28 protein-coding genes, 2 tRNA genes and 1 pseudogene are annotated in these 21,017 nt (G+C 63.2%); 23 read left to right on the plus strand and 8 right to left on the minus strand.

The window, feature by feature from the left end; translation table 11 throughout:
- Positions 1-106: 106 nt before the first annotated feature.
- Positions 107-520 carry a hypothetical protein gene (locus BVU17_03910; protein ID AUG46707.1) on the plus strand — a complete coding sequence of 138 codons (414 nt, stop codon included), beginning with the start codon at positions 107-109 and terminating at the stop codon, positions 518-520.
- A 34-nt stretch (positions 521-554) separates the two neighbouring features.
- Here BVU17_03910 and BVU17_03915 read toward each other — a convergent pair.
- Positions 555-735: pseudogene (locus BVU17_03915) on the minus strand (hypothetical protein).
- Between the two features lie 476 nt (positions 736-1,211).
- Here BVU17_03915 and BVU17_03920 point away from each other — a divergent pair.
- Complete coding sequence (locus tag BVU17_03920) at positions 1,212-1,445, plus strand: hypothetical protein (GenBank protein AUG46708.1); 234 nt, start codon at positions 1,212-1,214, stop codon at positions 1,443-1,445.
- Between the two features lie 116 nt (positions 1,446-1,561).
- A complete protein-coding gene (locus BVU17_03925; protein AUG46709.1) occupies positions 1,562-2,569 on the plus strand; it encodes an ornithine cyclodeaminase in 1,008 nt (335 codons plus the stop codon).
- A gap of 12 nt (positions 2,570-2,581) precedes the next feature.
- On the opposite strand, the gene BVU17_03930 is transcribed toward BVU17_03925, so the two are convergent.
- From BVU17_03930 to BVU17_03940, 3 genes are all read right to left on the minus strand, one after another.
- Positions 2,582-3,676 (minus strand): hypothetical protein, encoded by a 1,095-nt coding sequence (locus BVU17_03930; GenBank protein ID AUG46710.1) that lies wholly within the window; start codon positions 3,674-3,676, stop codon positions 2,582-2,584.
- Positions 3,677-3,740: 64 nt separating this feature from the next.
- On the minus strand, positions 3,741-3,968 hold the full coding sequence (locus BVU17_03935) for an H/ACA RNA-protein complex protein Gar1 (GenBank protein ID AUG46711.1): 228 nt from the start codon (positions 3,966-3,968) through the stop codon (positions 3,741-3,743).
- The gene (locus tag BVU17_03940) at positions 3,965-4,243 is read right to left on the minus strand and encodes a signal recognition particle protein Srp19 (protein AUG46712.1); all 279 of its coding nucleotides are present in this window, start codon (positions 4,241-4,243) and stop codon (positions 3,965-3,967) included. Before BVU17_03940 ends, BVU17_03935 begins: the two co-directional genes overlap by 4 nt.
- A 121-nt stretch (positions 4,244-4,364) precedes the next feature.
- Between BVU17_03940 and BVU17_03945 the strand changes: the two genes are divergently transcribed.
- Positions 4,365-5,138, plus strand: a complete 774-nt coding sequence (locus BVU17_03945) for a hypothetical protein (GenBank protein AUG46713.1) — start codon at positions 4,365-4,367, stop codon at positions 5,136-5,138.
- Positions 5,139-6,017: 879 nt separating this feature from the next.
- Here the strand turns inward: BVU17_03945 and BVU17_03950 are convergent.
- Positions 6,018-6,779 carry a cytochrome c oxidase subunit II gene (locus BVU17_03950; GenBank protein AUG46714.1) on the minus strand — a complete coding sequence of 254 codons (762 nt, stop codon included), beginning with the start codon at positions 6,777-6,779 and terminating at the stop codon, positions 6,018-6,020.
- Between the two features lie 142 nt (positions 6,780-6,921).
- Between BVU17_03950 and BVU17_03955 the strand changes: the two genes are divergently transcribed.
- From BVU17_03955 to BVU17_03975, 5 genes are all read left to right on the plus strand, one after another.
- Complete coding sequence (locus tag BVU17_03955) at positions 6,922-8,313, plus strand: protoheme IX farnesyltransferase (protein ID AUG46715.1); 1,392 nt, start codon at positions 6,922-6,924, stop codon at positions 8,311-8,313.
- Positions 8,310-9,011, plus strand: a complete 702-nt coding sequence (locus tag BVU17_03960) for an ABC transporter ATP-binding protein (GenBank protein AUG46716.1) — start codon at positions 8,310-8,312, stop codon at positions 9,009-9,011. Before BVU17_03955 ends, BVU17_03960 begins: the two co-directional genes overlap by 4 nt.
- A gap of 31 nt (positions 9,012-9,042) precedes the next feature.
- Complete coding sequence (locus tag BVU17_03965) at positions 9,043-9,282, plus strand: selenoprotein (GenBank protein AUG46717.1); 240 nt, start codon at positions 9,043-9,045, stop codon at positions 9,280-9,282.
- Positions 9,283-9,553: 271 nt separating this feature from the next.
- Positions 9,554-10,495 carry an ABC transporter ATP-binding protein gene (locus BVU17_03970; protein ID AUG46718.1) on the plus strand — a complete coding sequence of 314 codons (942 nt, stop codon included), beginning with the start codon at positions 9,554-9,556 and terminating at the stop codon, positions 10,493-10,495.
- A complete protein-coding gene (locus tag BVU17_03975; GenBank protein ID AUG46719.1) occupies positions 10,492-11,232 on the plus strand; it encodes an ABC transporter permease in 741 nt (246 codons plus the stop codon). The genes BVU17_03970 and BVU17_03975 overlap by 4 nt, the downstream gene beginning before the upstream one ends.
- A gap of 16 nt (positions 11,233-11,248) precedes the next feature.
- Here the strand turns inward: BVU17_03975 and BVU17_03980 are convergent, their stop codons facing one another.
- Positions 11,249-11,788 (minus strand): protein phosphatase, encoded by a 540-nt coding sequence (locus BVU17_03980; GenBank protein ID AUG46720.1) that lies wholly within the window; start codon positions 11,786-11,788, stop codon positions 11,249-11,251.
- A gap of 161 nt (positions 11,789-11,949) precedes the next feature.
- On the opposite strand from BVU17_03980, the gene BVU17_03985 reads away from it, so the two are divergent.
- The 5 genes from BVU17_03985 to BVU17_04005 all read left to right on the plus strand — a co-directional run bounded on the left by BVU17_03985 (position 11,950) and on the right by BVU17_04005 (position 15,512).
- On the plus strand, positions 11,950-12,942 hold the full coding sequence (locus BVU17_03985; GenBank protein ID AUG46721.1) for a 2-phospho-L-lactate transferase: 993 nt from the start codon (positions 11,950-11,952) through the stop codon (positions 12,940-12,942).
- Positions 12,942-13,688, plus strand: a complete 747-nt coding sequence (locus BVU17_03990; protein AUG46722.1) for a dihydropyrimidine dehydrogenase — start codon at positions 12,942-12,944, stop codon at positions 13,686-13,688. The genes BVU17_03985 and BVU17_03990 overlap by 1 nt, the downstream gene beginning before the upstream one ends.
- Positions 13,661-14,524: a triphosphoribosyl-dephospho-CoA synthase gene (locus tag BVU17_03995; GenBank protein ID AUG46723.1), complete on the plus strand. Its 864-nt coding sequence runs from the start codon at positions 13,661-13,663 to the stop codon at positions 14,522-14,524. The genes BVU17_03990 and BVU17_03995 overlap by 28 nt, the downstream gene beginning before the upstream one ends.
- Positions 14,521-15,147 (plus strand): hypothetical protein, encoded by a 627-nt coding sequence (locus BVU17_04000; GenBank protein AUG46724.1) that lies wholly within the window; start codon positions 14,521-14,523, stop codon positions 15,145-15,147. The genes BVU17_03995 and BVU17_04000 overlap by 4 nt, the downstream gene beginning before the upstream one ends.
- A 173-nt stretch (positions 15,148-15,320) precedes the next feature.
- Complete coding sequence (locus tag BVU17_04005) at positions 15,321-15,512, plus strand: 30S ribosomal protein S17e (protein ID AUG46725.1); 192 nt, start codon at positions 15,321-15,323, stop codon at positions 15,510-15,512.
- 62 nt (positions 15,513-15,574) lie between these two features.
- Here BVU17_04005 and BVU17_04010 read toward each other — a convergent pair whose 3' ends face one another.
- The gene (locus BVU17_04010; protein ID AUG46726.1) at positions 15,575-16,636 is read right to left on the minus strand and encodes an MRP family ATP-binding protein; all 1,062 of its coding nucleotides are present in this window, start codon (positions 16,634-16,636) and stop codon (positions 15,575-15,577) included.
- A 145-nt stretch (positions 16,637-16,781) separates the two neighbouring features.
- Positions 16,782-17,081 carry a hypothetical protein gene (locus tag BVU17_04015; GenBank protein ID AUG46727.1) on the minus strand — a complete coding sequence of 100 codons (300 nt, stop codon included), beginning with the start codon at positions 17,079-17,081 and terminating at the stop codon, positions 16,782-16,784.
- Positions 17,082-17,295: 214 nt separating this feature from the next.
- Between BVU17_04015 and BVU17_04020 the strand changes: the two genes are divergently transcribed.
- From BVU17_04020 to BVU17_04060, 9 genes are all read left to right on the plus strand, one after another.
- Positions 17,296-17,380 (plus strand) — tRNA-Ser (locus BVU17_04020).
- Between the two features lie 21 nt (positions 17,381-17,401).
- Positions 17,402-17,935 carry a 30S ribosomal protein S13 gene (locus BVU17_04025; protein AUG46728.1) on the plus strand — a complete coding sequence of 178 codons (534 nt, stop codon included), beginning with the start codon at positions 17,402-17,404 and terminating at the stop codon, positions 17,933-17,935.
- Positions 17,935-18,450 (plus strand): 30S ribosomal protein S4, encoded by a 516-nt coding sequence (locus tag BVU17_04030; protein AUG46729.1) that lies wholly within the window; start codon positions 17,935-17,937, stop codon positions 18,448-18,450. Before BVU17_04025 ends, BVU17_04030 begins: the two co-directional genes overlap by 1 nt.
- Entirely contained in the window at positions 18,447-18,836 is a 390-nt protein-coding gene (locus BVU17_04035; GenBank protein ID AUG46730.1) for a 30S ribosomal protein S11, read from the plus strand. The genes BVU17_04030 and BVU17_04035 overlap by 4 nt, the downstream gene beginning before the upstream one ends.
- Before the next feature lie 3 nt (positions 18,837-18,839).
- Positions 18,840-19,619 carry a DNA-directed RNA polymerase subunit D gene (locus BVU17_04040; GenBank protein AUG46731.1) on the plus strand — a complete coding sequence of 260 codons (780 nt, stop codon included), beginning with the start codon at positions 18,840-18,842 and terminating at the stop codon, positions 19,617-19,619.
- A 104-nt stretch (positions 19,620-19,723) separates the two neighbouring features.
- A tRNA-Leu gene (locus BVU17_04045) sits at positions 19,724-19,808 on the plus strand.
- A gap of 24 nt (positions 19,809-19,832) precedes the next feature.
- Positions 19,833-20,183, plus strand: a complete 351-nt coding sequence (locus BVU17_04050) for a 50S ribosomal protein L18e (protein AUG46732.1) — start codon at positions 19,833-19,835, stop codon at positions 20,181-20,183.
- Positions 20,180-20,617 carry a 50S ribosomal protein L13 gene (locus BVU17_04055; protein AUG46733.1) on the plus strand — a complete coding sequence of 146 codons (438 nt, stop codon included), beginning with the start codon at positions 20,180-20,182 and terminating at the stop codon, positions 20,615-20,617. Before BVU17_04050 ends, BVU17_04055 begins: the two co-directional genes overlap by 4 nt.
- Entirely contained in the window at positions 20,611-21,009 is a 399-nt protein-coding gene (locus BVU17_04060) for a 30S ribosomal protein S9 (protein ID AUG46734.1), read from the plus strand. The genes BVU17_04055 and BVU17_04060 overlap by 7 nt, the downstream gene beginning before the upstream one ends.
- The last annotated feature ends 8 nt before the right edge of the window (positions 21,010-21,017 follow it).

Here is a 21,017-nt window from a genome sequence, read left to right on the forward strand (position 1 = left end):
AACTGAACGGCCCGCCCAGTGTAATCAGTACTGGTCCCTATTCCAGGGAACCAGCCGCCGTCGTCGAATCCGGGAGAGCGAAGTGTCCGGAGCCGGAACGTCCTGTATGAGCGTCTCGACGGTGGGGAACGGTCGTATCGAACTGTCCACTCGGACGGCACTGCTCGCTGTCGGCGACCTGCTGGCGATTGCCGTGTTCGTCGGCGTGGGCGAGGTGACCCACGGTATCAATCCGATACTCAATCCCGGTCGGTTCGCCGGGACGCTGACGCCCTTTTATATCGGCTGGCTCATCGTCGCGGGATTTGGGGGACTGTACACCGCCGCCGCAACCGCGACGGTTCGAACCGCTCTCGGGCGCACTATCGTGGGGTGGACGCTGGCAGTTGGGATCGCACAGGGCCTTCGGTCAACGGCGCTGTTCCCCGGTAATGCGGCGCTGACATTCGCACTCGTATCCGTGCTCGTCGGTGGCGTGCTGCTGGTGCTCTGGCGGGGCGCGATTGCAATCGCAAAATAAGGGCTCGCAGCGGAGATGCGGTGCCGATGACGGACTATCGCAGGTCGGCGACTTCAAGCGACTCTGTCGACTGGATCCATGCTTGGTGGTTCTCTCGGTCGTAAATTACGAATTCCTCGTCCCCGATGTTCAGTTCGGCGTATCGTCGTTCTTCGTCGTCGTTCTTCGTCGTCGGTCGCGGCGTCCGTCGTGTTGTCCGTTGCGTTCGTGCTCATTGTCTCGTTTGGAATCGGTGTTCCGTTTTTCTCCGATTTAACGTATCCTTGCGTACCTAATAAGCACATGGACCCAGTTATCATCGGAGAAAATAGGCGGCATTATCACGGCACTAATCCGCTAATCTAGTTCTCAAATTCTGAAAAAGGGCGTGTAGGTGGGTTTTATCCCGAGAAACAGATAGCTGGTACAACGGTTACTGTATACTGGTTCGTAGCCACTTAGTTTCGTTTTTGTGTGAAGATACCACTGGCAGACTGTGGCCGCGGACTAGCGATACCTGCCCGCTTTGTCCTTATATTGTGAACCGTACACAGGAATTATAATACATATACTTTCCCCTGCTATCCCACTCATAACTTATGAGATTGTTACCTGACGGGTACTGAGTAAATTTGTAGGGGCCATTGTGTGCATTATCCCGTGTTTTAGGGAAACATTCATATACTCCGCTGCCCTAAAATAGCTTATACTTATGACGGGTTATTACGACATCATTCTCGGGCTCATTCCGCTCGCCATGGCTGGCATCACTGCCTCTCTGCTCGTTGCCGGCTTCGAACTGACGACGGCGATTCCGATGGCGTCTGTCGTAACAGTTGGCCTCATCGGCCATGCGATGTTCGTCCGTGCCCCCGTCGACCCGGTCCCAAGCGACGCGTCGACCCAGCAAGGCGCGCAGTCAGACCCGCTACAGACAGCGGATTAGACGGCACCCCGTCGATAACTTCTCCTGTTTTTGATAGACATCCGCTGACCGTGCGCCGCTCGAACAGATTGGTCACCGCCGGACAGTATAAGAGTCGGTCGCCCAAACGACGGAGTATGACAACAGATGCGACAGCGCTGTTCCTGCAGAGCGACGAGGTTGCCGACCTCGCTGAACCCGCCGAGTACGTCGATGTCGTCCGGGAGGGGTACCGCCAGCGTGGCGACGGTGCCCCGGCGACGCCCAGAACAACGCTGTTTTCGGACGAACCCGCCGGTATGTTGACGGGCTATCTCGCGATTCTCCCCGACACCGGTGCGATGGGTGGGTACACCTACGCGGCCGGCTTCAACGGACGGGATGCACACTTTACGCTCCCGATCTTCAACGCCGAGAGCGGCGACCCGCTTGCTGTCCTTGACGGTGCAAGTATGAACCCTCACAAGACCGGCGCAGCCGGGGCCGTCGGTGTCGACGCACTGGCCCGCCGCGACGCCAGCGACCTCGCGGTCATCGGCAGCGGTGCACAGGCCCGCGGCCAAGTCCGTGCGACAGCGACGGTCCGCGACTTCGACCGCATCGAGGTGTACTCGCCGACGGCCAGTAACCGGGAGTCCTTCGCCGCGGAAATGAACGACGCGCTGGACCCGACAGTGGCGGCCGTCGCGTCCCCGGCCGCAGCAATCGAAGGGGCCGATGTCGTCATCACGGCAACCAACGCGAGCGAACCAGTGTTCGACGGCGACCTGCTCGAACCGGGAACCCACGTGACTGCGATGGGCCAGTATCACCCCGAAAAGAACGAACTTGACGCGACGACAATCGAACGCGCCACGTACGTTCCGGACCTGCGCGAGCGGGTGACACAGGATGCCGGGTCGTTCATCAACGCCCTCGACGCGGGAGTTGTCGACGAAGACCACGTCCATGCTGAACTCGGTGACATCGTTGCCGGAAACGCGCACGGGCGGCAGTCACCTGAGGAGATTACAGTCTTCGACTCCGGTGGTACAGCCATCGAAACCGTCGCTGCCGGTCATCTGCTGTACGAGCGGGCGAAGGCAGAGGGCCGAGGCGAGGAGATCGAATTCGCACCTGCGAGCAAAGCCCTGACCGGTCGGTAACAGTCGCAGGACTTAGAGGTACGGACCAAGTCCGAGAGCGTCGACCAGACTGATGCCGGCGGCGAGTGCGCCGATGACGTAGCCGGCGATAGTTCCACCGTTCAACAGCGGGAGGCCTGCGTGTGCGCGCCCTTTCAGCACCATCCACAGCAGTATCGTCAGGCCGACGTAGGACCCGACCATCGCGGTCAGCGCCGGCAGCGGGATGCCAAGTACCGTCAGTACGTCCGACGAGGCGAAGAACGCGGCGCTGGCGACGAGTATCGACGGGATGATGGCGTCACCGAGACCGATAAACAGCGCGTCGCGCTCCAGCGGGTCGGCGTGACCGTCGGCACTCTCGTCTGCTTCGTCGGGATGTTCCGCCGGCTGGCTCCCATCCGCAACTGCTGGACTATCCGCGCCGGCCCCGGACTCCGCGGTCGCCGGCCCCCCGGCCGCATCGTCCGCCGTTTGGGACCCGTCACTCGTCTCGTCTTCTGCCATCGGGTCCGGTGTCGTTGCGTCGAGATAGGAGTACGACACCGTCATCGGAATGACGAGGACAACGGGGACCCTGAGGTCCATAACGCCCGAGGCCAGCGTGAGCATGTGCTCAGTCCCGTAGACGCTGATCGCATCGTACACTGCGAGAACAGTTAGCAGGACGAGCGCTGGCAACACCCCGAAACTGATACCGAACAGGCCGGCGGCGCCGGCCCCCATCACCGCACCGGCACCGTCGATGACGTACCACTCGGGATAGACCAGCAGCGCCGTCCCCAGGCCCAGCGCTAACAGGCCGGCAACGACGTTGATGCCGCCGAAGGTGACCACCGGTGGCACCAGCACCTGAAACACGTACAGAGAGAGCCAGGCTGCAGAGAAGATGATAAGCCCGCGGATAAGCTGGTCCACGTCGTAGCGGAAGGCAAGCAACATAACGGCCGTCGCGACCAGAATCGCCCCGATGTACATGAGGCTGTTCGTGGGGTCAGACGGGTCTTCGACGGCCTGGTAACCGGCCGATTCGAAGGGCTGGACCAGCGCCAGCGCACCGAGCTGGACGAACAGGAAGATACCAGCGATGAGGCCACAACCGCCGAGGATTCGCCACCGTCGCTCCATGCACACACGTCCTGCAGGAACCGGCTTGAGCGTTACGAAGCAGGTGTGGACAGGTCAGAAGGTGTCACCTCGCGTACAGGACCGTACCGACCAGCGCTGGAAGATGTACGCCATCGTTCGGCGAAACTGCGAGATACGGGCGTTCGACCGGACCGAACACGTCGACAACGGAGCCAACGGCCTGGAGTTCCTCGTCGACCACGTCGGTTCCAACGGATGCGTACTCGTCGTCAGGTGCCCGGACGACGGCCAGCCCCTGTGCGACCCGCGAAACGGTGCCGAGACGCTTCATTCACGGAGCGCCTGCATGTAGGCTGCCACAGCCCCGAGCAGGTCGCTTTTCGTCGCATCGTCCGCGTCCTTAACGACGACTCGCCCGCGGGCCTCGTACTCCCGTGGATACGCCTTGTCTCGCTCGATGACCGCGTCGTACCCGACCTGCTGGACAGCTTTCGCGATCTCGTCGACAGTCGGCTCCTCGACGGCCAAATCTAGTGCCACACGACGCCCGTCGCTTCGCGAACGGTTGGCGTCAAGCGCCGCCGGCCAGATAACGTTCTCGACCATACCGGCAGTGGCCGCCCGTGGCATATATGGGTTATCGTCACCGCCGACAGCGGGAAGGTGATAATTGGATGAAATATATGAAGAATCAAGCTTACATACCTCTGTAATCTACCCGTGGCATATGGTAAAGAAAGGGTTACTCGCTATTGCTGCCGTGGTGCTCCTCGTGGCTCTAGGGACAGGCGTTCTTATCGGAGCACAGTTTGCAGGCGGGACAGCGGACACACCGACACAGACAACGGATTCACAGAGCGATACCGGGGGTAGTAATGGCGGTAGTTCAACGGCGACGGCGACAGCCGGTAACAGTACGACGCCGACAGCAACGCCGGAATCAAACGGGACACTGACCGAGACAGCGACCCCACAGCAGGAGTCGATCCCGGCACGGGAGTTCAACGAACAGAACGTCTCGAGCTACATCCGGCAGTTCCTCAACGAGGAACGCGAAGCCGCGGGTGTCCCACCGTTCGAATCTGGGCTTCGGACCGAAAACGACCTCAATGAGATGGCAAAGAACCACAGCAAGCAGATGGCCATCGAAGGGAAGGCAATCCACAAGGTTGACGGTGTCTCCAGTAAGGACCGATACGAGAACACCGGCCTCTACGACCGGTGTACGTTCGACTCCGCAGAGGGCGAGTACATAGAGCAACCGGATCGGAACCGGTTCGAGGCGGTTGAGAAGACAGTCGCCGGCCAAACGTACGAGGAGAACGGCGAGGAGCAGTTCCACGCCACCGACAAGGAAGTCGCAAGGCAGATTGTCGATGACTGGATGGCGTGGCCGGACTACCGCGAGCGGCTCACGCTCCGCAACGCCAACCTCGTCGGCATCGGCGTGGAGATAACCGACACCGGCAACGTGTACGCGACTGCCAACATCTGCGGATAGAGGCCGGTCTGGACGACCGACGCGGCAATTGTTCTGACCGCCGGGCTGCTCGTGAGTGCTGTCTTGCTGCCACCGTTTCCTCTCTGTTCAGATTCTACGCTTTCGTCCAAATGCAAGCAGTGCCGTCGCTGTCCCGTTGTTCTCTGCGATCGGTTGGGAACTCGCTGGTGGCAGTACTCAATCAGTCTATAGCGTTCCCCGGCATGCTGGCCTCTCATAGCGTGGCTAAACCAGTAGCTGTTCTCCTGCCCCTCACAAGACACTTACACAACCGGTCTCACCAGCTATCATGAATCGCCGACAGTTCCTCTCAATCTCTCTCCGGTTGTGGCGGGTGGACCTTTGACGGTACAACCGAAGACGACTCTTCAGCACCGAAGGCGACAGAAACGCCGAGCAACACCGACACTGAAACCGGGATGCCGCCTTCCGAGGTAGCGACAGCGGAACGCTTACTATCGATGTGTGCCGGATCGAAACTCGTGACAGTCCAAGTCGCAGGTGCTTTTTCGGGCGACGTTGTGCTAATCCGCACCTGCGAAAAAAGGAGGTTTCAATACAGCAAAGCGAATCAGTCCGGACCAACCGCGAGGTAGACACTGAGACCTGTCGAATCAGCCTATCTGCCGACAGCAAGGAAGTAGTCAGTGAGAGGTCACCAGCCACCAAAGCGTGAATCTGACAGCGGACTCAAACGGCGAAGTAACTGAAAGATGGAGCGTTCAGTGACAGAATGGCAGGTCGGCTCAGTCGTCTCTGCCTTCGATTTCGTCTGACCTATATTCACCGTCACCGTGCCGGAAATTCGCGGTTTTTTGGATGAGCGTGATACTCCGTGACTCGGCAGCTCTCGAAACAAAAAGCCGCTCAGTTACCGCGTTACTCGCTGCTGCCTTCGGAGTCGCCGCCGCTCTTTTGCTCTGCCAGCCAGTCCTCGTACTCGTCCTGCGGGACGACCTCAACGGTTCCGAGCATCTGTGAGTGACCCGAGCCGCAGTACTCAGCACAGTAGAGCTGGTATGTGCCGGTATTACTCGCGCTGGTTCGGAGACGGTTGTACTGACCGGGGAACGCATCGGACTTCAGTCCGAGTCCGGGAACGTGGAACGCGTGTAGCCAGTCAGCCGATGTCACGCGCAAGGATACGTCCTGGTTAGCCGGTATCTTCAGGTCCGTTCTAGTGGTCACTTCCGCCTCGCCGTCCCAGCTCGATTCGTTGTAGTAGAACGTCCAGCCGTACCGCTGGGCCTCGACGGTAATGAGCTCAGTGTCCTGTTCCTGTAGTGCAGCCTGATCACCGGCCTCAGCGGTGACGTACGGGCTGGCCATCACCTGATAGGAAGCGACGCCGACGAACAGGAGAATGATTGCCGTCGCGATGGTCCAGGTCACTTCGAGTCGGCGGTTCTCCTGTGTGGGAAGCGCCTCCTCCTGGTTACGGAACCGCCAGACGGTGTAGATCAGAATCCCTTCGACAAGGACCGTAATTGGGATAGCGACGTACAGGAGATTCATGTTCAGCCCCCAGATGAGGCTATCCGTTGTCGAGTCCTGAATCTGTGCGGCGGCGGCCGGCTCGGCGGCGAGTGCGAGCAACGCAGCACCGAACAGAGCGACCAGACCGGCGCGTTTCCGGGTCATGGGTGCGGCTTAGGATTTCGGAGATAAATAACTGCTGTCTTCTCCGCAGCCCCTCGATTTGCAGCAATAGGGAAGCAGCACCGATCCGGATAGAGACAGCGGAATCGCGAGGTCTAAGTGGCCAGCATCGAAGGATACAATAATGGCAGAGAGCCGGACCTTTACCGGGCTGCTCGCCGCGACCGCTGTCGGCGTGTACTTGTTAGTCCTCGCCGGCGCGACAACAACGCTCACGGACGCGGCAGCAGCCTGTACGACCTGGCCGCTGTGTGACGGACCGGTCGACGTGACGAACACGGCCCTGCTGGTCGCCTGGGGCCACCGACTCGTCGCGGCCGCCGTCGGCCTCCTCGTGGTGGCCGTCGCCGTTATCGGGCTTCGCTCCGGCTGTCGTGGCCGTGTCAGGGCAGCTATCCTCCTCGGCACTGCGCTGTACCCGGTCCAGATTGCGCTGGGAGCTGTCGTCGCGACGAGCACCGAGACGGCACTCCCCGGTGCCCACCTCGCGCTGGGGATGGGTATCTTCAGTTCGTTCGTGCTGGCTCTGGCGTGGCACCTCGAAGCTGAGACGGGCAGTGACGACGAGACTCCGGTGAAGAACCCGACACCTGCGCCGGAACCGACCGGAGGCGAAGCCGCCGGCCGGCCCACGACACTCTCCCTCCGCGAACGCCTCGTCGGGACCGCGTCTGCGTACTTCCGCCTGATGAAGCCCCGGCTGATGTGGCTTCTGTGCTTGGTCGCCGCCGCCGGGATGGCGCTCGCGGCGGGCCAGACGCTCACCGTTCGGACGGTGCTACTCACCCTCGGGGGCGGCGTCCTCTCTATCGGCGCGTCGGGGACGTTCAACCACGTTCTCGAACGCGATATCGACAAGCGGATGGACCGGACCTCGGACCGTCCTATCGCGACCCACCAAGTGCCGGTCCGGAACGCGCTGGCGTTCGGACTCCTCCTGTCGCTCGCCTCGCTGTGGCTGTTCTGGCAGGTGAACGCGCTCGTGGCCCTGCTCGGACTGACCGCGATTGTGTTCTACAGCGTTATCTACACGCTCGTGCTGAAGCCTAACACCGTCCAGAACACTGTCCTTGGCGGGGCTGCGGGTGCACTGCCGGCACTTATCGGCTGGGTCGCCGTCGACGGGTCGGTCGGCCTCCCCGGCGTCATCCTCGCGGTGGTCATCTTCCTCTGGACGCCGGCGCACTTCTACAATCTCGCGCTCGCGTACAAGGACGACTACGAGGCTGGCGGCTTCCCGATGATGCCGGTCGTCCGCGGCGAGACGGAGACGCGCAAGCACATCGTCTACTATCTCGGAGCGACGCTCATCGCAGCAGGTGTTCTGGGCGTGCTCACGCCGCTGGGCTGGCTGTACGCCGTCACGTCGGTGTTGCTTGGTGCAGTGTTCCTCTGGGCAGTTATCTTGCTCCACCGCGAGCAGACTGAAGCGGCGGCGTTCCGGGCGTTCCATGCGTCGAACGCCTATCTCGGAGCGGTCTTGATAGCCATTGTCATCGATGCACTGGCCCTATGAGCACCACGACAGCGACCCTCCGAGACGCGATACCGGACACGCGCTCGCTGGTCATCTTGGCGGCCGTCTTGAACGCGGAGGTCATCCTCATTCTGGGCTATATCGTCAACACGGCTCAGCCCGCGACGGACCCGTTTCTGCTGGCGTTCCCGTTCATCTGGCTCAACATCGCCGGCCTCGTGTTCCTGCGAGTGCGTCCGGAACTGCCCGGCCGCCGTCGGACGGTCGGCAGTGTAGTTATCGCTCTTGGCTATCTGTTCGTGCTGGGGTACGTCGGCGGCGTGTACGGAACGGGCGGTCAGGGAACCGGTCTCCGACTGGTCACGCAAGCCCCGCCCGGGTTCTCGCCGACGGTGGTGTTCAGCGGCGCGACCCTCAGCGTGGTGCTCATCCCGTGGAAGGTCGCCGGCTACCTGACGCTCTCGTATCTGGTATTCGTGACCGCTGTCGACGCGAGCGGCGGTGCAGTGGGCGGCATCGTCGGTCTCTTTTCCTGTGTCTCCTGTGTCCTCCCGATTATCGCGTCGATACTGGGCGGGTTCGTGGGTGTTGGCGCAACGCTGTCGCAGGCGGCGCTGTCTCAGTCGTATGGGCTCTCGACGGTGGTGTTCGTCACCTCGGTCGGTTTGCTGTACGGCGTCCATCGGTTCGACGTGACGCTCGTCGGGCGACTCCGAACGCTGATCGGCCGACGATAGAGCTTTCAGGCCGACAGGCGTGGAAGACGGTATGAGTACTGTCGAAATTGAATACTGCGTTCCCTGTGGCTTCCGTGAGCGGGCAGTACGTGTCCAGCAGGCGATTCTGTCGGGACTCGAGCGGGAACTCGACAGCGTCCGACTGGTCATGGGTGACCACGGCGTGTTCAGGATCAGTGTCGATGACGAGACTGTCTACGACAAGGCCGAGGCCGGCGACGAGTTCGACGTGGATGCTATCGTGCGTGAGATACGGTCGCACGTCGCGTAGCAGGCCACAGTAAGACCGGTAATAAACACTGCGGCGAAGCCACCACCTGTTTGTGAAAGAGTGCCACACAACAAGCTATTTATTGTTCTGCTGTGACACTTCCGGCACATGGCGACGAAAACCGAATTCTGTGACCACTGTGAAACCAGCGTACCAGTCGTCACGGACAAGCCGTGGCTCCCCGCTGTCTGTCTGGAATGTGGCCGCAACGTGTAGCCCTTAGTCGCACGAGAACGGAACTGCTTTCGGCCACCCGACCGGACGAGGGCGCATGGACGAGGTACTGGTCGCGTCGGATGTCGGGCGGCGCTACGGCGATACGGTCGCACTCGACGGTGTGTCGCTGACGGCGACCACTGGAGAGGTGCTCGCGCTGGTCGGTCCCAACGGGGCTGGCAAGACCACCCTGGTACGGGCGTTGACCGGAACGACGGACGCGACTGGCGACGTACGACTGTTCGGCCAGTCGCCCAGAACGGTCGCTCGCGACCGAATCGGCCTGTTACCACAGTCGTTTTCGCCCCACGAGCGGCTGACGGCGCGGGAATTGCTGGAATACTACGCCGGCCTGTACGACGGGACCCGCGATGTCGATGCCGTGCTTGACGATGTGGGGCTGGCCGACACCGCCAGCACAACATACGAGAACCTCTCGGGTGGGCAGCAGCGGCGAACCTGTGTCGCGACGGCACTGATAAACGACCCGGACCTTCTCGTACTGGACGAACCGACCACCGGTATCGACCCGGCCGGTCGGCGGGACCTCTGGCGACTGCTGGAAGGGCTCGCCGACCGCGGCGTGACGATACTCGTCACGACACACTATATGGAGGAGGCCCAGCGCCTCGCGGACCGCGTCGGTCTCCTCGCTGACGGGACGCTCATCGCACTCGACTCTCCGGACCAACTCGTGGCCGAGCACGGCGGTGACAGCCAGCTCATCGTTGATGGGTCTTTCGACGAAACTGCCGTTTCAGCCATTGACTACCCAGCGGAGACGGCAATCCGGAACGGTCGGCTGGTCGTCTACGGCATCCGTCCGGAGTCTATCGGAAACATCACCGAGGAACTGGGGCAGGCGGGTATCGAGTACGACAGCCTGACCTGGAAACAGCCTGACTTAGAGGACGTGTACCTCGAACTCACTGGGACGGCCGTCGGCCAGCGCGGTGAACCACAGCAGACGGGACCGGTCGCGGGTGGTGCCCAATGAGCCGACTGGGGCGACTCACAGCGGAGACGCGTGCGGCGTCGCTGGCCTTCCTCCGGCGACGGACAGCCGTCTTCTTCACGTTCTTCTTCCCGGTTATCATCGTCGTCATCTTCGGCGTGCTGGTCCAGACCCAGCCGGGCGGTGGCGGGCTGTTCACCGAGCCGCCGAGCTTCTATGCGCCGGGGTATCTGGCCGTCGTCGTCCTGTTTACGCCGCTGTCTCGCGTCGGAAGCGAGGTAGCCCGTCATCGGGACGGGAACCGCTTCGAGAAGCTGGCGACGACACCGCTGACCCGGACCGAGTGGTTGCTGGCACAGACACTCGTCAACGTCGTCATCATTGGTATTGCCGGTCTCCTGATTCTGGGCCTGATGGTGTGGCTCACCGGCGCGACAATCCGCCCATCCGGTCTGTTGCTGCCCTTCGTCGGCCTTGGTGTCGCGCTGTTCTGTGCCGTCGGCGCGATGCTGGGGAGCCTTGCGGACTCACAGGATGGCGTCATCGCGGCGAGCAACGGTCTCGCGCTCCCGCTGCTCTTTCTTTCGGAGACGTTCGTCCCGCAGACGCTTCTGCCCGCGTGGTTGCCGACGTGGCTCTCGCCGCTGACGTACTTCTCGCGTGGCGTCCGTGCGGCGACGACCGGCACTGGCGATGCGCTCGGCCCGCTGGCTGTTCTCGCAGTCTGTGCCGCCGTCGGCTTTGCGGTCGGTGCGCGTCTCCTTCCGCAGACAGATTGAACTCCGACGCTCTCTTCTACAGGCGTGCGACTGATGATAGCAGATCGGACAGTTCTGCTTCAGTCGCGTTGCCCGATTTAATAGCATCTCTGGGGTCGCGGCCCATCTCCTGTGCGGTCTCGATGGCGCGGTCGGGACCGTAGTCGTAATGATACACCAGCCAGGCAGCGAGTACCTGGCCGGTGCGACCGATACCGGCCAGGCAATGAACGACGACCCGTTCCTCTGTCTCGCAGGCGTCAACCAGGAACGGCAGGATATCGTCGTGGAGGCGGTCTTGAGAAATAAGTCGGTGGTCGGGAACCGGTACGTGGCGGACTGATGACGCTCCGAAGGCCTCCCGATAGCGCTGAATATTGGCCCCAGCGTCGTCGAGTTGTTGCCCGGGAAGCAGACAGCAGACCCGCTCGATGTCGTGTGCCTGCATGTGTGCGACCCACTCATCGAGGGCGTCCTGATGCGCGGCGGCCGTATGCCAGCCCGGCGCACAGGAACCGTAGACGTACTCTTCGTTGGAGGCTGCAGGCGCGAAGCGGTGTGGATTCACGATGGGCATAACACCCGTTACCCTGCCTATCTTACCGACCCTCTTCATTCTACCCACCCAGTTCTCAGCTGTGATTCTCTGAATAGAAGGGTATTCCTAGAAGGTCGCTTTCCAGACCTCATCAGTGTCAGTGACCACGTTTATACTGTCAGTTCCCTCTACGTCGAGACATGGTGACGTTTCTTGCCGGCGGGACGGGAACGCCGAAGCTCCTCGCTGGTGCCGACGACGTGTTTGCGGCGGCGGCGACGACTGTCGTCGCCAACACCGGCGACGACATCGAACTGGGAGGCCACCTCGTGTGCCCGGACCTCGATACTGTCCTGTTCTTGGAGGGTGACGTCCTCGACCGGGAGACGTGGTGGGGTATCGACGGCGACACCGCCGAGACACACGCCGAACTAACGCGGCTCGCTGACGCTGCCGAGCTTGACGGCGGGCCACGATACCTCTCCGACGAGGCACAGACAGCGGGGCGTGACATCGCTCGCTGGCGGCGCTTCTCCGGTGTCGCGGAGTTCATGCACATCGGCGACCGCGACCGCGCGATCCACGTCACGCGCACCTCGCTGCTTGATGAGGGCCGATCACTGACCGAGGTTACGCACACGCTCGCCGACGCGTTCGAACTGGACCGGACGCTGCTCCCGATGAGCGACGACCCGGTCGCTTCCATTATTCACACGCCGACCGGGCCGATGCACTTTCAAGAGTGGTGGGTCGGCCATAACGGGGAACCGCCGGTCGAGGACGTGGTGTTTCGTGGCTCAGACGCGGCCAGCGCGACGGACGCCGTTCTGACCGCGCTCGACGATACTGTTGTCATTGGTCCGTCGAACCCTGTAACTTCGCTCGGCCCGATGCTGGCCATCAACGACATTGAGCAGGCACTCCACGAAACAACGGTCGTCTCTGTCTCCCCATTCATCGAAGACACGGTGTTCTCGGGGCCAGCGGCGGACCTGATGGCCGGCGTCGGACTTGAGCCGAGTACCGCTGGAGTGGCCGAGGCATACCCCTTCGCTGACGCGTTCGTACTGGACGACGACGACTCAACGCCGCTTGACGTGCCGGTCGTTCGGACCGACACCACCCTTGACGACGCGGCCGACGCCGAGCGGGTGAACCGCGCCGTCGAGGAGGCGCTCGCGGAGGTGACCTGATGTTCGAGCCGCGAGTCGCCCTCGCGAGTCTGAGCGGCGAGGCCGACGTATCGTGGGCGTGTGCGGTCGAGTCCCACGTCGGGTGTGCGTTCCTCGGCGGCATCGCACTCGACGAGCAGACCCGCGACGCCGCCCGGGCGATGGTGGACCGCGACCGCTCCGAGTTCCTGCCCGACGACCCGGTTGCGTTTGTCGACGACCAGTTGGCTTCGCTTGTAGACGCACCGCTTCGTCCCGCGTTCAACGTCCGGAGCACGACACTCGGCCCCGTCGAACGTACTGCTACTGTTTGTCAGCGCCACGACGCAATCATCGAGATCAATGCCCACTGCCGGCAGAACGAGATGTGCGCCGCCGGTGCTGGCGAGTCACTACTCCGGGAGCCGGACCGACTGGCGACGTTCGTGGAAGCAGCAGCGTCGACAGGGGCGACGGTCTCGGTGAAAGGGCGTGCAGAACTCGACGGTGTCTCACTCCCGGGTGTTGCACAGGCAATCGAAGAGGCCGGTGGTGACCTGTTCCACGTCGACGCGATGGATTCAGAGTCCGTTATCGACGAGGTGACCGACGCGACCGACCTGTTCGTCGTCGCGAACAACGGCGTTCGTGGGGCAGAAACCGCACGGGAGTACCTCTCGTACGGCGCCGACGCCGTCAGCGTCGGTCGCGCGAGCGACCGGCCGGCGGTCCTCGACGAGGTCCGGGCGACGACAGCGGAGTGGTTCGCATCGGAGGTGTCACCGTGACAGAGCGGTCGGTCGGACAGAACGCCCAGCTGGCGCTGCTGCTGGAGGTCTCCGGCACGCCGAAGCCCGGCAACGTCGACCGCGAGCGGGAGTACGACGATCTCCGGTTCGAGCACTTCGTCGCCGGGGCTGTCGGAGCGCGACCGGGGCTCGACCGCGCGGCCGCGGGCGACCCCATCGGTCCCGCCTTCGAGGCCGCGGTCGAAGGGATGTCGGGCCAGTCCGGCGGAAATACCCAGTTCGGAGCCCTGCTGGTGCTTACGCCGCTTGCCGCCGCAGCCGCCGACGGGCGACTGACGCCGTCGGGCGTCGACGCCGTGGTCCGCGAGACGACCGTCGAGGATGCGGCGGCGTTCTACCGTGCTTTCGAGCACGTCGACGTAGCCGTCGACGACCCGCCGGACGGACTGGAGCCGCTCGACGTTCGCCGCGGAAGCGACGCCGTCCCGGAACTCCGAGCGCGCGAGATGACGCTGTTCGACGTGATGGCGTCCAGCGCTGATGTCGACGGCGTGGCCGCAGAATGGGTCTCCGGTTTCGAGCGCGTGTTCGACGCCAGCGAGACGATACTGGCCGGCTCCGGCCCGGTCGCCGACCGCGCATCCGACGCTTTCCTCGAACTGCTCGCGGCGGACGTAGACACTTTCGTCGTCACGCGACAGGACCGCGAGACCGCCGCCGAAGTACAGCGCCGGGCGCAGGCCGTTCTCGACGGCGAGGAGGACGCCACGGCGCTGGCCGAGGAGTTCGTCGAGCGGGACATCAACCCCGGGACGACCGCCGACATCGTCGCGGGCGCGTTGTTCGTCGCGCTGGAGCGGGGGCTGGACGTGTGACCGGGGAACCGTCGGCGGGTGACGGGGGTGACTCCAGTAGCTCCGTGACGGCATGGCCCGTCGCGCTCGCTGGCGTCTCCGAGACCGTCGTGACCACGCTGGGACCGAACGAGCGCTGGAACGTCGCCGCCCTCGGTGTCCACGCGCCCGACGGCGAAGGGCCCGCCACGGCGACGACGTGGGGCCGGACCCGGACCTGGCGGAACTTCCGGGAGCGTGGCGGCGGCTACGTCCAGTTCACCCGGGACCCGGTGGACTTCGCCGAGGCGGCGCTGTCGGTTCGGGAAGCAGACGAGCCGATTCTGGACAGCGCGGACGCGTGGGTCGAAGTGACCGTCGTCCGGCGAGACGCCGGCACGGAGGGCGACACCCAGTGGGTCGAGTGGGCGCTCGAACCCGTTGACAGCGCCGTGGAGCGACGCGTCGTGCCGACGACGAACCGCGGCCACGCCGCCGTCGTTGAGGCGACCGTCGCGGCCTCGCGGCTGGACGTGCCGAGCTACGACCGCGAGACGCTGCTGGACCGGATCGCGTACTTCGAGTCAGTTGTCAAAACAGCTGGTAGCGAACGCGAACAGGTGGCTTTCGAGCGGGTCCGCGATCTGGTCGATGCCGAGTGGTAGGTGGGCAAGCAGGCGACACACGCTATATCATGACAGGCTGTGTCGCACTTCCGCGGGACCTGCCACGGCGACAGTCAGCGCACGGTCCCGGCTCGCTCCGTTCCTCCTGATAAACGTTCGCGTGCGTGGTCCGTTCCGAACCCTTTTTGAGTGCGACCAAGCAAGTAGCGCGCATGGCAATCAAACCCGCCTACGTCAAGAAGACCGGGACGCTCCTCATGGAGCGATACCCCGACGCCTTCGGCGCAGACTTCGAACACAACAAAGACGTCGTCGAGGAACTGACAAACATCGAGTCCAAGGGCGTCCGCAACCGCATCGCCGGCTACGTCACCCGGAAGATGAACAACCCAGTCGAAGCGTAACTCGGTTCTTTCTCTCTGTCTCCCGCGGCATCTGAGCGGCCGCTCTCTTCAGTTACTGCCCGCTACTGTTCTGGCTGTGCACGCTGGCTATCACTCTGGCGTTTCCGGTGGATGATGCCCTGCATATTCGCCGTGCGGGCGGCGATATCCCGGAACGACTCGCCGACATCGCTGTTCTCGTCGAGGACCAGCGGCTCCCCGGTCGTGCCCCCTTCCCTGACTTCGGGGTCGAGCGGAATCTCGCCGAGGAACGGCATCTCCGTCTCGTCGGCGAACTCGCGGCCGCCGCCGCTGCCGAAGATGTCATGCGTGCCGCCACAGTCCGGGCAGACGAACGACGACATGTTCTCAACGATTCCCAGCACGGGAGTTTCGTGGCGGCCGAACATCCGAAGCCCCTTCCGGGCGTCGTCGAGCGCGACCTCCTCCGGCGTGGTGACGATGACGGCTCCTGAGACGGGCACCTGCTGGAGCATCGTCAGTTGCGTGTCGCCGGTCCCGGGCGGCAGGTCCACAATCATGTAGTCGAGTTCGCCCCAGAGCACGTCGTCCCACAGCTGGGTGAGGACGTTGTCGACCATCGGGCCGCGGAAGATGACCGGGTCGTCCTTGCCGACGAGGAAGTCCATGCTCATCAGCTTCATCCCGTGTTTCTCCACAGGGATGATCTCCTCGTCTTCTGTCGCACGCGGCTGCTCATCGGCGTCAAGCATCCGGGGGACGTTCGGGCCGTACACGTCGGCGTCGAACAGGCCGACGCGGGCACCGAGCCGCGCGAGACCTGCAGCGAGGTTCACCGCGACGGTCGACTTGCCCACACCGCCCTTGCCCGAGGCGACCGCGATGACGTTTTTGACTTTCGGAAGTGGGTCCTCCGCTTCCGGGACGCCACGGTCGACGCTCGCCGAGAGATCTATTTCGCGGTCGGTGTCGCCCAGCGCCTCGCGGACCTCGTTCGCGATGCTCGTCTCAGTCGGCGAGTACGGCGCACCGAGCGCCAGGTCGATGCTGACCTCGTCGTCGGTCACGTCGATGCTGTTTACCAGCCCGAGCGACACGATGTCGGCTCCCAGGTCCGGGTCCTCGACCGTTCGCAGGCGCTCGCGTACGTCGTCTGTATTCATGCACAGGAGTAGGTCCCGGAGGTGCGATAAGGATTGTGACACCGCCGGACACGGCAGCCGTCGAACGACGCCAGCGGTGTGACAAAGATTTCTGTCGCGCATGCAGGCATGCGATTAAGTGGAGACGTACAGCGGCGATGTTGGATCAGGGGCGTCGAAACACGTAGACGCCGCCGTCGTCAAGTTCTGCGCGTAACTCGCCGCTATCGTGGTTGAACACGAGCCGCTCCGGCATCCCGTCGAACGAGTGTAGTGGCATTCCGGTGTCGATTGCTCCGTCGGGAGTCACTGCGATGTGTGTTCGGCCACTGAATTCAGCCCGGAGCGTTCCGTCGTCTGCCTCGGTCACGGCGGCAGGCCCTGCGAACTGTTCCAGCTGGTCGCGGACCGCCGTTCGGTTGGTCGGGTCGACGGTGCTGCCGCCATCGGCGACGCGCCGGTGCATGTGTGGACGCACGCAGTCCCACAGGGAATATCTTAGGCCGCCGTCTACATGGTGGGACTTGGTATTACATGTCTCAGTGGCCATGTTGAACACTCACGCGGCAGACCACCTTCGTTGCGTTTAAATACAACCCCGGAATAGAGTCGGATAGACTCGTGTAGGGGGACCGGCCCCCGAGTCCGCGTGCCGCGGGCGCGAGTGTCATAGAACGCGTGTCGTGGTAGCCAAGCCTGGCCCAAGGCGCAGGGTTGCTAACTCTGTGGCGTACAGCCTCCGGGGTTCGAATCCCCGCCACGACGCTCACCCATCAGTACCTACATATGAGTGCAGAAGACCCCAACGCGGGCGAGGACGCGGATGCCGAAGAGGAGGAAGACATCCGCTATTTCGTCCGTATCGGACAGACAGACCTCGACGGGACGAAATCCGTCGAGCGAGCACTGACAGAACTGAACGGTATCGGCCATCGGGCCGCCCGAATCATCGCCCAGAAAGCGGATGTCGACCGGCGCGCTGTCTTCGGCAAACTCGACGACGACGTCATCGAGCGCGTTGTCGACCACGTCGAGAACTTCGCCGACGAGGTGCCCGAGTGGATGGCCAACCACCAGAAGGATTACTTCACTGGTGAGACCACCCACGAGACCGGCAACGACCTCCAGCTTACCCGCCGGCAGGATATCAACCGCATGAAGATGATCGACTCCTACCGCGGTATCCGCCACAAGCGCGGCCAGAAGGTCCGTGGACAGCGAACCAAGTCCACTGGCCGGACGGAGGGTACCATCGGCGTCAACGTCGAGGCGATCAAAGAAGAGCAGGCCGAAGATGCCGCCGCGGAGGATGACGAATAATGGCACTTGGCTCAAACACGAAGTTCTACGAGACGCCGAACCACCCCTTCCAGGGCGAGCGCATTGCCGACGAGGCCAACCTCATCGGCCGCTACGGCCTGAAAAATAAAGAAGAGCTCTGGCGAGCACAGTCCGAGCTTCGTGGCTACCGTCGTGAGGCCCGGAAGCTGCTGGGCAGCGCCGGCGAGCACGAGACTGAGTCCGAGGAGTTCCTCGCTCGGCTCAAGCGCTACGGCATCCTCAACGAGCAGGACCAGCTCGACGACGTGCTGTCGCTCGACGTGACCGACGTGCTGGAACGCCGCCTGCAGACGGTCGTTTACCGCAAGGGCTACGCGAACACGCCCGAGCAGGCCCGCCAGTTCATCGTCCACGGACACATCGTGCTGGACGACGCTCGAGTTACCCGACCCGGAATGACGGTGGAGACCGCCGTCGAGAGCTCGGTCGGCTTCGACGAGCACAGCTCGCTGTCGGACGAACTCCACCCTGAGCGCGCGGAGGCCCAAGAATGAGCGAAGACACCGAAGACATCTGGGGCATCGCCCACGTGCACGCATCGTTTAACAACACGATCATCACCATCACCGACCAGACCGGGGCAGAGACGCTCGCAAAGAGCTCCGGCGGGACGGTCGTCAAGCAGAATCGCGACGAGGCGTCGCCGTACGCGGCGATGCAGATGGCTGAGGTCGTTGCGGAGAAGGCCCTCGACCGTGGCGTCGAAGGCGTCGACGTTCGGGTCCGCGGTCCCGGCGGCAACCTCCAGACCTCGCCCGGCCCGGGTGCGCAGGCGACAATCCGCGCACTCGCCCGAGCGGGTCTGGAGATCGGTCGCATCGAGGACGTCACGCCGACCCCGCACGACGGTACTCGTGCACCCAAGAACTCCGGATTCTAACCAATGACACAGGACTACGAGGTTGAGTTCGTCGAACGCGGCGAGCGCGAGGCCCGCATCCTCGTGCGCGGCATCACGCCAGCTTTCGCCAACGGCATCCGGCGAGCGATGGTCGCGGACGTACCGACGTTCAGTATCGATACCGTCCGCGTCATCGAGAACACCAGCGTGATGTTCAACGAGCAGATCGGTCTCCGACTGGGACTGGTCCCGCTGACGACCGACCTCGACGACTTCGAGATCGGCGACGAGGTGACGTTGTCGCTGTCCGTCGACGGGCCGGCCACGGCCTACTCCAGTGACCTCGTTTCCTCGGACCCGATGGTCGAGGCCGCTGACGACAACATCCCGATCATCGATCTCAAGGAGGGCCAACGTCTTGAAGTCGAGGCCGACGCCGTCCTCGACACCGGTCGGGAACACGCCAAACATCAGGGTGGCGTGGCCGTCGGCTACCGACACCTCCAGCAGGTGGAGGTCGTCGGCGACCTCGGCGAGTTCGAGGACGACGATCCGAACATCCTGCGTGGCGTCATCGAAGAGCAGGCGGCCGAACACGCCGCCGGCGACGCCACCAACGGCGAACTCGTCGCGACAGACGAGTTCGACAACGACCTCCGGAACCGCTACCCCGGCAAAGATGTCGAGGTTTCAGACGTGCCGAACGCGTTCGTGTTCCACGTCGAGACGGACGGGTCGTTCACCACCGAGGAACTGGTCCTGCGCGCGGTCGAGACGCTGCGTGACCGCGCGACCGAACTGAAAGACGCAGTCCAGCTGTAACGATACAATGCCCCGATACACCCCACCACGGCCGATGACCGCCCGCTCCCCGAGCGCGAGGACCGAAAGGGGTTTTACGGGGCACGCAAAACGAACAATCGCGCGCAGGGATAGCCAAGTTTGGCCAACGGCGCAGCGTTCAGGGCGCTGTCCCGTAGGGGTCCGCAGGTTCAAATCCTGCTCCCTGCACTTTTCCCACAACGGAGGAATCATATGAGTAAGACGAACCCGAGACTCAGTAGTCTCATCGCCGACCTGAAGTCAGCCGCCCGCAGTTCGGGCGGTGCTGTCTGGGGCGACGTCGCCGAGCGCTTAGAAAAGCCACGGCGCACACACGCGGAAGTCAACCTCGGCCGTATCGAACGATACGCCCAGGAAGACGAGACCGTGGTCGTGCCCGGCAAGGTGCTTGGCTCCGGTGTCCTGCAGAAGGACGTCACCGTCGCCGCTGTCGACTTCTCCGGAACCGCCGAGACGAAGATCGACCAGGTTGGAGAGGCTGTATCACTCGAACAGGCAATCGAAAACAACCCAGAAGGCTCCCACGTCCGGGTGATCCGATGAGCGTCGCAGAGTTCGACGCGGATGTCATCGTCGACGCCCGCGACTGTATCATGGGCCGCGTCGCATCACAGGTCGCCGAACAGGCACTCGACGGCGAGACGGTCGCCGTCGTCAACGCTGAACGCGCCGTGATCACCGGCCGAGAGGAGCAGATAACGGAGAAGTACAAGAAACGCGTCGACATCGGTAACGACAACGGGTACTTCTACCCCAAGCGACCGGACGGCATCTTCAAGCGCACCATCCGTGGCATGCTGCCCCACAAGAAGCAGCGTGGCCGCGAGGCGTTCGAGAACGTCCGTGTCTACCTCGGCAACCCGTACGACGAGGACGGCGAGGTTCTAGACGGCACGTCGCTTGACCGACTGTCGAACATCAAGTTCGTCACGCTGGGCGAAATCAGCGAAACGCTTGGAGCGAACAAGACATGGTAACGAACACGTCTGGCAAGAAGAAGACCGCCGTCGCCCGCGCGACCGTACGCGAGGGCGAGGGCCGCGTGCGTATCGACTCGCAGCCGGTCGAACTCGTCGACCCCGAGCTGGCGCAGCTCAAGATGCTGGAACCGTTCCGCATCGCCGAGGACGACCTCCGCGGCGAAGTCGACGTCGAGGTGTCCGTCGAAGGTGGCGGCGTCATGGGGCAGGCAGACGCCGCCCGAACCGCCATCGCTCGCGGCCTCGTCGACCACACCAACGACGCCGAACTCCGCGACGCGTTCATGGAGTTCGACCGCTCGCTGCTGGTCAACGACGTTCGCCAGTCCGAACCCAAGAAGTGGGGCGGCCCCGGTGCGCGGGCCCGCTACCAGAAATCGTACCGCTAAGGTGATAC

It is taken from the genome of Haloarcula taiwanensis (assembly GCA_002844335.1).
GTDB lineage: Archaea > Halobacteriota > Halobacteria > Halobacteriales > Haloarculaceae > Haloarcula > Haloarcula taiwanensis.

Bases quoted from the DNA above. Each gene is read 5' to 3' on its own strand.
- BVU17_03940 (AUG46712.1), bottom strand. From the start codon at position 4,243: ATGGTCGAGAACGTTATCTGGCCGGCGGCGCTTGACGCCAACCGTTCG.
- BVU17_04015 (AUG46727.1), bottom strand. From the start codon at position 17,081: ATGCACCGGCGCGTCGCCGATGGCGGCAGCACCGTCGACCCGACCAAC.
- BVU17_03985 (AUG46721.1), top strand. From the start codon at position 11,950: ATGGTGACGTTTCTTGCCGGCGGGACGGGAACGCCGAAGCTCCTCGCT.
- BVU17_04025 (AUG46728.1), top strand. From the start codon at position 17,402: ATGAGTGCAGAAGACCCCAACGCGGGCGAGGACGCGGATGCCGAAGAG.
- BVU17_03920 (AUG46708.1), top strand. From the start codon at position 1,212: ATGACGGGTTATTACGACATCATTCTCGGGCTCATTCCGCTCGCCATG.
- BVU17_03960 (AUG46716.1), top strand. From the start codon at position 8,310: ATGAGCACCACGACAGCGACCCTCCGAGACGCGATACCGGACACGCGC.
- BVU17_04060 (AUG46734.1), top strand. From the start codon at position 20,611: ATGGTAACGAACACGTCTGGCAAGAAGAAGACCGCCGTCGCCCGCGCG.
- BVU17_04010 (AUG46726.1), bottom strand. From the start codon at position 16,636: ATGAATACAGACGACGTACGCGAGCGCCTGCGAACGGTCGAGGACCCG.
- BVU17_03930 (AUG46710.1), bottom strand. From the start codon at position 3,676: ATGGAGCGACGGTGGCGAATCCTCGGCGGTTGTGGCCTCATCGCTGGT.
- BVU17_03975 (AUG46719.1), top strand. From the start codon at position 10,492: ATGAGCCGACTGGGGCGACTCACAGCGGAGACGCGTGCGGCGTCGCTG.
- BVU17_03910 (AUG46707.1), top strand. From the start codon at position 107: ATGAGCGTCTCGACGGTGGGGAACGGTCGTATCGAACTGTCCACTCGG.
- BVU17_03950 (AUG46714.1), bottom strand. From the start codon at position 6,779: ATGACCCGGAAACGCGCCGGTCTGGTCGCTCTGTTCGGTGCTGCGTTG.
- BVU17_03925 (AUG46709.1), top strand. From the start codon at position 1,562: ATGACAACAGATGCGACAGCGCTGTTCCTGCAGAGCGACGAGGTTGCC.
- BVU17_04050 (AUG46732.1), top strand. From the start codon at position 19,833: ATGAGTAAGACGAACCCGAGACTCAGTAGTCTCATCGCCGACCTGAAG.
- BVU17_03965 (AUG46717.1), top strand. From the start codon at position 9,043: ATGAGTACTGTCGAAATTGAATACTGCGTTCCCTGTGGCTTCCGTGAG.
- BVU17_03935 (AUG46711.1), bottom strand. From the start codon at position 3,968: ATGAAGCGTCTCGGCACCGTTTCGCGGGTCGCACAGGGGCTGGCCGTC.
- BVU17_03945 (AUG46713.1), top strand. From the start codon at position 4,365: ATGGTAAAGAAAGGGTTACTCGCTATTGCTGCCGTGGTGCTCCTCGTG.
- BVU17_04055 (AUG46733.1), top strand. From the start codon at position 20,180: ATGAGCGTCGCAGAGTTCGACGCGGATGTCATCGTCGACGCCCGCGAC.
- BVU17_04005 (AUG46725.1), top strand. From the start codon at position 15,321: ATGGCAATCAAACCCGCCTACGTCAAGAAGACCGGGACGCTCCTCATG.
- BVU17_04035 (AUG46730.1), top strand. From the start codon at position 18,447: ATGAGCGAAGACACCGAAGACATCTGGGGCATCGCCCACGTGCACGCA.
- BVU17_03970 (AUG46718.1), top strand. From the start codon at position 9,554: ATGGACGAGGTACTGGTCGCGTCGGATGTCGGGCGGCGCTACGGCGAT.
- BVU17_03980 (AUG46720.1), bottom strand. From the start codon at position 11,788: ATGCCCATCGTGAATCCACACCGCTTCGCGCCTGCAGCCTCCAACGAA.
- BVU17_03990 (AUG46722.1), top strand. From the start codon at position 12,942: ATGTTCGAGCCGCGAGTCGCCCTCGCGAGTCTGAGCGGCGAGGCCGAC.
- BVU17_03955 (AUG46715.1), top strand. From the start codon at position 6,922: ATGGCAGAGAGCCGGACCTTTACCGGGCTGCTCGCCGCGACCGCTGTC.
- BVU17_04030 (AUG46729.1), top strand. From the start codon at position 17,935: ATGGCACTTGGCTCAAACACGAAGTTCTACGAGACGCCGAACCACCCC.
- BVU17_04040 (AUG46731.1), top strand. From the start codon at position 18,840: ATGACACAGGACTACGAGGTTGAGTTCGTCGAACGCGGCGAGCGCGAG.